Source organism: Candidatus Nitrotoga sp. BS, assembly GCF_927797785.1.
Lineage (GTDB): Bacteria > Pseudomonadota > Gammaproteobacteria > Burkholderiales > Gallionellaceae > Nitrotoga.
Window position 1 is genome coordinate 1 of record NZ_CAKMLL010000055.1, and the last position, 7,146, is coordinate 7,146.

Annotated in this window: 6 protein-coding genes; 2 read left to right on the forward strand and 4 right to left on the reverse strand. The window is 46.7% G+C overall.

Annotated elements, in window-relative coordinates; translation table 11 throughout:
- Positions 1-401: 401 nt before the first annotated feature.
- From MJ769_RS05950 to ompR, 4 genes are all read right to left on the reverse strand, one after another.
- The gene (locus MJ769_RS05950) at positions 402-1,277 is read right to left on the reverse strand and encodes an HDOD domain-containing protein (RefSeq protein ID WP_239235156.1); all 876 of its coding nucleotides are present in this window, start codon (positions 1,275-1,277) and stop codon (positions 402-404) included.
- A 37-nt stretch (positions 1,278-1,314) separates the two neighbouring features.
- Entirely contained in the window at positions 1,315-3,207 is a 1,893-nt protein-coding gene (locus MJ769_RS05955; RefSeq protein ID WP_239235177.1) for a flagellar assembly protein A, read from the reverse strand.
- 666 nt (positions 3,208-3,873) lie between these two features.
- On the reverse strand, positions 3,874-5,172 hold the full coding sequence (locus MJ769_RS05960; RefSeq protein ID WP_239235179.1) for an ATP-binding protein: 1,299 nt from the start codon (positions 5,170-5,172) through the stop codon (positions 3,874-3,876).
- Complete coding sequence (gene ompR / locus MJ769_RS05965; RefSeq protein ID WP_239235192.1) at positions 5,169-5,888, reverse strand: osmolarity response regulator transcription factor OmpR; 720 nt, start codon at positions 5,886-5,888, stop codon at positions 5,169-5,171. Before ompR ends, MJ769_RS05960 begins: the two co-directional genes overlap by 4 nt.
- A 61-nt stretch (positions 5,889-5,949) precedes the next feature.
- Here ompR and MJ769_RS05970 point away from each other — a divergent pair, with 61 nt between their 5' ends.
- Together MJ769_RS05970 and MJ769_RS05975 are read left to right on the forward strand one after the other, a co-directional pair.
- On the forward strand, positions 5,950-6,474 hold the full coding sequence (locus tag MJ769_RS05970) for a DUF3106 domain-containing protein (protein WP_239235194.1): 525 nt from the start codon (positions 5,950-5,952) through the stop codon (positions 6,472-6,474).
- Positions 6,475-6,562: 88 nt separating this feature from the next.
- The gene (locus tag MJ769_RS05975; RefSeq protein WP_239235195.1) at positions 6,563-6,925 is read left to right on the forward strand and encodes a hypothetical protein; all 363 of its coding nucleotides are present in this window, start codon (positions 6,563-6,565) and stop codon (positions 6,923-6,925) included.
- Positions 6,926-7,146: the final 221 nt, after the last annotated feature.

The window sequence follows — 7,146 nt, forward strand, 5'->3', positions numbered from 1 at the left end:
ATGGTTGTTCAAAGAGTTATCATGCGTCATCCATCGAATCTCCGGACACTACTGAGGTTAGATAATCTGGCTGCTTCAGGATGATTGGGACGATGCCAGGCTGGAACTGTGCTTGTTTCCAGAGCCATCGAAAGTTTCGATTTTGGAACGTGCATCCCAGATTGTGCAAAGTTCATCAGGAGATGAAGAAGAAAAGCGTCAACTTGTTTCTGTTGTGGCAGGAATATCGGGCGTGCCACCATGAGGGTTACCAAGACAGTTGGTTTTGTTTTCAGTATCGGCTATCGCCGGAGGGCAAGACTAGGTCATGCGCCAGACCCATCAGGCTGGCGAAAAATTGTTTGTCGAGTATGCTGGCCACAACTGGATGTGGAGATTTTATGGTAGCGCGGCTTAGGAAGTTAATCTGCCATTTCTGTAGTGGGTGCTTCGGCGTACAATATTTCAAGCCGCTCTTCGTCTACTTCAAGAAGCTGTAGACAGGCAACACCCAGCTTTGTCCATTCTTGGGTAATGCTCAAACCGAGTTTTTTCTGCACAAGATGTTCTGCGAGTTGTGACGTTGCGATGAGTTTGCGGCTCAACATGGGTAGATCGGAATGGGCAGATTCTATCTTCGCAAGTTCGTGGTGGTTGCGAATACCGAGACAGAGCTCTTCCGGTAGCCACCAGCTTTGTGCCAAGATACATCCTATCATGGCATGATTAGTCGGGATTTCAGTTTCCTCCACCTCTATGAAACAACGTTCGCTATCATTGTTTGCTTCAGCTAACGCTTTACTATATTCCGGGAAGTACCCCAGCAGAACCGGAATTCCGCAGTCACGGAACAAGCCGAAGGTATAAGCATCGTTGACATGCAGATCGCGTAACTTGAGATCCTGTGCCAACCATGCGGACAAGCGTGCAATGCGTGCTGAAGCATCCCAGAAACGCTCCAAATTGCTCACATTTGGAAAGGAGTTGCGTAGGATAATGCCGGCCACGGTATGGCTGGATGCTTTTAAGCCGAGCACCGTAAGTGCTTCGTTCGCTGAACGCACTCGCTGGCGCATTCCAAAATAAGGCGAATTAGCTGTCTTGATCAAGCTGGCCGAGAGCGCCACATCGGTTCCAATGATACCTGCCAAACGTTGAAAGTCTGGTTCATCTTTGCCCATCTCAGCCATAAAACGATCCAGGACAGCAGGGCAAGGTGGGATGCCGATATCGAGAATGGCACTCTCGAACAAGCTGTCGACTGGCGCTGGGCGGGAGTCTTGTTGTGTGTCGCTCATTGTATTTTCCTCGTTTTTAGCCAAGAGAGCAGTTTCATTACTGAGTTTTGTACTGCCATTTGAGCTGTCCTTGCCCGCCAAAAAATATTTTTTGATTAGGTGCCCCCATATGTTGCAAGCTGATTTTCAGCTGGCTTCTGGACAGGTTTTGGAATCCACGTAGGTCTAGCTGTGTACGCGAAATTTGTACCGTGGTTTCGCCTAGCACTTCTTTGATATTGCAGTGTAGTTTGGAGAGGCGGGTTTCTATTTGTTGAGACAGATCGGAAATCGTATCAGGCAGAGGCTTCCGCTTGCCCATTAAGATCAGAGTGTCCTTTACTGCAGGCGGGAAGCGTGCAAATATTTTCTGCCATTCGCTTTGTTGTTGCGAGGTAAGCTTGATTTTCCCGTCAATAATTTTGTCACCCAATTCAATGAACTTGCCGTGCTTTGGGTCGGCCCGTGCAGCTGCCATCTCGACAGCGTTTTTCTGCAAAACCTCATCTATTTTGATTAGATGTTCCTGAGCGACGGTGATTTGACTTTCAATGTTAGAATGATCTGGCAGTAACACGTTGACGACCGTTTCCCTATCCCTGCGAGCCAGCGTAGAAGAAAGATTAATCATTTGGCCGACAATTGCGCAACCTTCCACTACGCCGACGTGTAAAGTTTCAGCAATAATTTCGCAGTTCACAGCGCGTTCGATTGAGACTGACTTGCCGAAAATGACGCAGGATTCTGCATAATTGACGGTAATGTTGCCGTCCCATGCCTCAATAGTGGCGTTAATGGCTCGTCCATGTATAGCAACATTACCACCATAGCTTATAGCATTGCCTCCGGAAAGGTTGTCGTCAATGCAAATATTGCCATCTGAAGCAAGGATGGTGCCGTACACAGCAGAGCGGAAAGTCATGTGCTTGCCCTTTACGATGCGTCCTTCCTGTACTTCGCCATGCTCGACGAAGTGATCCACGTCCAACTTGATGTCGCCGGTGGATTTAGTACTGATGCCACTTCTGTTTTCGATTGTGGCAGTGACCTCCACTTTTTTTGATATATCGTCAAATCGCAGAAAGCCATCCATGTCTGCCACGATCATGTCGCCCTGCGCGTTGGGTTCGATGCGCGTGCCAGGGCCAGACATCACACGCAAGTCGAGATCTTTGGGTACGCGGGGTTCGATGGTGGCGCCGGTCACGCGGTAACCAGGATCGCCAAGCGCACGGGGAATCTTGCGTAACAACGGGATATTTTTAATTACTTGTGGAAAGAAATTTTTTGCTGCGCTCAGTGATGCTAAGCCGTTGGCGTTTATGAGTGGAGAACGATCCTGGCGTAGATCGGATTTTTCTTCTGCTATGTGTGCGTCAAGACTGTCGGTTGGTTCGCGCTGGTATGCGAATTCGATACGGGTTGCCGCACCACTTTGAATGACTGCACGCACCGTATCAGCATCGATACCAAAACTCACTCCATGGCACCACATTGCTGCGACAAACTCATCGAAATCCAATTTTGTCTGGCGCAATTCGGTTTTTTGGGTGAATTCGACAATAGTACTTATACCAACATCTCCAGACGCACCATGAACTGGGGTTTCAAATGTTACCTCAGTGAACACAGGTTCAAATAGATATTCCGCGTATCCTCTTGGGATAATTTTTGGACATCGATACAGGCTCTTACGGTGAGGTTCGAAAATGGCAATTTCACTGGCAAGTCGTACTTCTGCTAGTAATCCATTTTTTGCTGTGACGGGCTTTGTGCCATACAACAAATCTAAGAAGAGCGCATAGTCCAGCTCTTTGAAATAAACGTCATTTTTAAACAGACGGTCAACAAATAATCGTAAGATATCCTGAGCTGGGGGCGGCGAAATCAAGATAAATACGCCATCTTTCCGGACTTGAACATAGGTTGGCAACGAGGATATTTGTGACACTTAGTTTCTTTCAAGAGATTTAATGGCCGCAATGTAGATTGCGGGGCTGCTCAATGCTGCTAAATCTGTTGGGACTGAATTACCCTTAATGGCACCTTGTTGCCGGTTATGACTGACCGCATCTTGCAGGACATGGTTCACCTTGCTCGACAGCTCATGGCACGCTGATGCCCATCACCCAGCAATTCTAACCTACAGAAAGCCGACATTCATAACACAGCCACTATTTGTATAGTGGCTGCCGCCAGCGCAATCAATTTTTTCTGTCGTTTACTGCTGATGTTTATATTCCTGCTGCAATTTTACGCTCTAAACCTCCTTTCTTTCGTTCCTCTTTAATGTACTGCTCAGGGTTCAGGGTACTTGACCAGACATGTCTGAACCTCGGAGTGTTTGTGAGTAGTTTAGTTGTCCACGATGAGGCGCAGTTCCATTGTCTGCAGCCAGCAACACGATTCTGCTACGCATCTGAACACGTGCTTCGACTCGCTTGCGCTTGCAAAGAATTCGAAGACGCCGAGCTTCGTCTGCACTCAATTGAACAGGTAAGGCAATATCCATAACACTACCTCAGTAAGGCTTGGAGACCAAAGCCTATCAAAGTCCTACCCAAAGTACCGTTAATTATGACGCACTACACTAGCTTGACAATCACCGTCATGCCAGTTAGACGCATGGCAAAATCAATTGGGCCACCAGCCCACCCTCTGCACTATTTCCCAAATTGAATTCTCCGCCATGCAAGCGTGCTGTACGTTCAACAATTGCCAATCCTAATCCTGTTCCGGTGACATTGCTGCGTGAGGTTTCCAGCCGTGCGAACGGTCGCTTAACAGCTTCATGTTGTGCCGTAGGAATGCCAGTACCGCAATCTGTTATAGCCAGGATGACTTGGTTTCCTTCCTGCTTAAGCAGCAAAGATATCTTGCCTCCACCATGTTTGATCGCATTATCCAGCAGGTTGGAGAGCGCGCGTTTCAACAGCAATGGTCTGACTTGTAGCATCGGCACATCATGCAGTTCGAGCGTAAGCGATTTCGCTTGCTGTTCAAATCGTTCTGCAACTTCGCATACTAGTGATTTTATATTCAACTGGGTAACGACTTCATTTTCATCTAGGCGCGCATAGTTAAGGAATTGCTGGATGACTGTATCCATCTGCTCAACATCAGCGGCAAGTCCCTCGCGTAGGGTTTCATCGACTATAAACTCAGCCGCCAGTCGCACGCGTGTCAACGGAGTACGCAGGTCATGCGAGATACCTGCCAACACCAAAGCACGCTCACGTTCATTCGCGGTGAGGTCGGCAGACATCTGATTAAAGGCGCGTGTTACTGTGACGATTTCATGCGCGCCCCGTTCCGGCAATGGCTGCAGAGTAGCACCTTGGCCTACTTGTTGAGCTGCTTGCGCAAGTTGTTGTAAGGGATATGCCACTTGTCGCGCGATGAAATAAGCGCCGAGCATGGCCAACCCAAATATCAAACTGCCCCATACCAATAGTATTTGCGACGCCGGACGTGCAATGTGTTCTTTGGGTAATGCCACCCAAAATTCTTCATTGCCAATGAAAAAGCTGACCCACAAAGCCTCCACACCGTTATGCTTTGCTGCGAAGCGGGTATTCTTGCCTAAGCTTTCGCGCACTTTTTCCATCATCAAGTGCAATTCAAGAGGACGGGCTGGCAAAGGTTTGAGTACATCACTCTTCTCTGCCATTTCCACATGCAATCTTTCTACATCAGCCAATTCGGCGAGCAGCGCGGAGCGCCATTCCGGGGCGGCGGACAGCACGGCAGCGCGTGTGAGATTGATCACCGACACGACCAGTTGCGCCATCTGCTGCGCACGCGGTTCACGTTCGACTTGACGGAAAATTGCCAGAGCTGCTGTTAGAGACAGTACCATCAACACCATGATTAGCAACAAGGCTCGTGCCAGCAAAGTTTTGGGCAAGTAAATCAAGGCTCGATTCCATCCGGCACAAACACATATCCATGTCCCCAAACCGTTTGGATGAAACGGGGATGCGCAAGGTCCGCTTCAATGAGTTTGCGCAGACGAGAAATTTGCACGTCTATAGCGCGATCGAATGGATCATGATTACGGCCGCGCGCCAGCTCCATAAGTTTGTCGCGCGATAAAGGATGGCGAGGATGTGTGACGAGTACCTTAAGCAATGCAAATTCGCCGGTCGTGAGTGCGATGGGTTTGCCTGACTTGCTCAACATACGCGTAGCCAAATTTAATTCACAAGCACCGAAGGTGACTGTCTTTTCTTCGGTTTGCGGTGCACCAATCGGTTGTGTTCCTTTACGGCGTAATACCGCATGGATACGTGCCACCAGTTCGCGCGGATTAAACGGTTTGGGGAGATAATCATCTGCTCCCATTTCTAATCCGATGATACGATCTATTTCGTCGCCCTTGGCGGTAAGCAGAATCACCGGAACATTCTCACCTGCGCCGCGCAAACGTCGCAAAATAGACAGACCGTCTTCATTTGGCAACATCAAATCCAGCACCAATAAATGATAACGGTTTAGCGCTAAAGCCTTATCCATCTCGCTACCATCAGCGACTGCTTTCACTGCGAGTCCTTGTTCACCAAAATAACGAACCAACAACGAACGTAAGCGAAAATCATCGTCAATAATTAGAATGCGTTGTATGTTATCCATGGCAGGCATCATAAAGCTAACTTCGGTTTGAACTGTAAAGAATTGTGTAGTAGCACATTGATTGAAACAAATTGTTACAGTTTCGACCTTGGGAAAAATACTTTTCTTACAGTTTAATTTTATTATTCACTACACACTTAATTTACTGAGAATATCCGTGGCTATAATCGTCAATAACATCTTTAAATTTTTCATAGCAATTTGTGTTTCAATTTGTGCTTCCATGCCTGTGTTAGCAGTTGAACCGGTTGACGGCACTGCACAGGCTGTCCATACCGAGCAAATGCAAAATGAATTATCTGAAGAGCAGGTCAAAGCGCGTGAGGAAATCCATAAGGAATGGAGAAACAAGACTCCTGAACAACGCGCTGAAAGACGTAATAGAATGCGAGAGCATTGGAAAAATATGCCTCCTGAGGAACGACATAAAATGCGCGAAAAGATGAAAGAGCACTGGCAAAAAATGTCACCGACTGAACGTGAAGCCAAAAGAAAAAAAATGCGCGAGCGTTGGGAGAAAATGTCGTCGGAAGAACACGAACAACTAAAACTTGATATATCGCGCCAGAAACATTTACCTTATTAGCCTAAACTCCAATAACTTTTATTACTGAAGACGGGTGATCCGCCAGAAGTTTAGCCAATATGATCACAATGGAAAAAAATGAATTCAAATGAGTAATTCTATATTTGTTGAAATCGAATTTATTTCGCTGATCATCTTTTCATTTATCTTGCCTTTTAGCATATACATTTACATGATGAGGAGGAAAGCTATCTCCCGAAAATTAGTGCTGCTATTCGGCGTTATTCTAATCACGATTTCTGGGATAAATGTAGTTCTTTTGCAAAGTCTGTCAGAAATGGCTGCTAAATCATCTTCGTTGCTTGATGATAAAGTTTTTACATCAGAGCTTTCAATCGCGCTATATCTCATTCCGATTATATTTGCAGGTATTGGTGTGAACATTTTGTCTCATATATTGATCAGTCACCTTGCTGATGCAGAAAAGCAATTCGATCGTGAGCATAGATAAATGCTATACCGCATTGCTCGTAGAAAGCGATTAAGTGTTCGCAACTGCATTCAGCCGAAAGCTCGCGTCCTGACTGGCAGCCACTGAATCATCGACTGTTTCATAAAATAGATACTAATTTGCCACTTCGATATAACGCGGCACTGACTTACGTTAACTTAAAAAATTGGTAACGTAGAATTTGTGAGACCTGAGTAGTAGAAGATAATTGCCCTCCAATA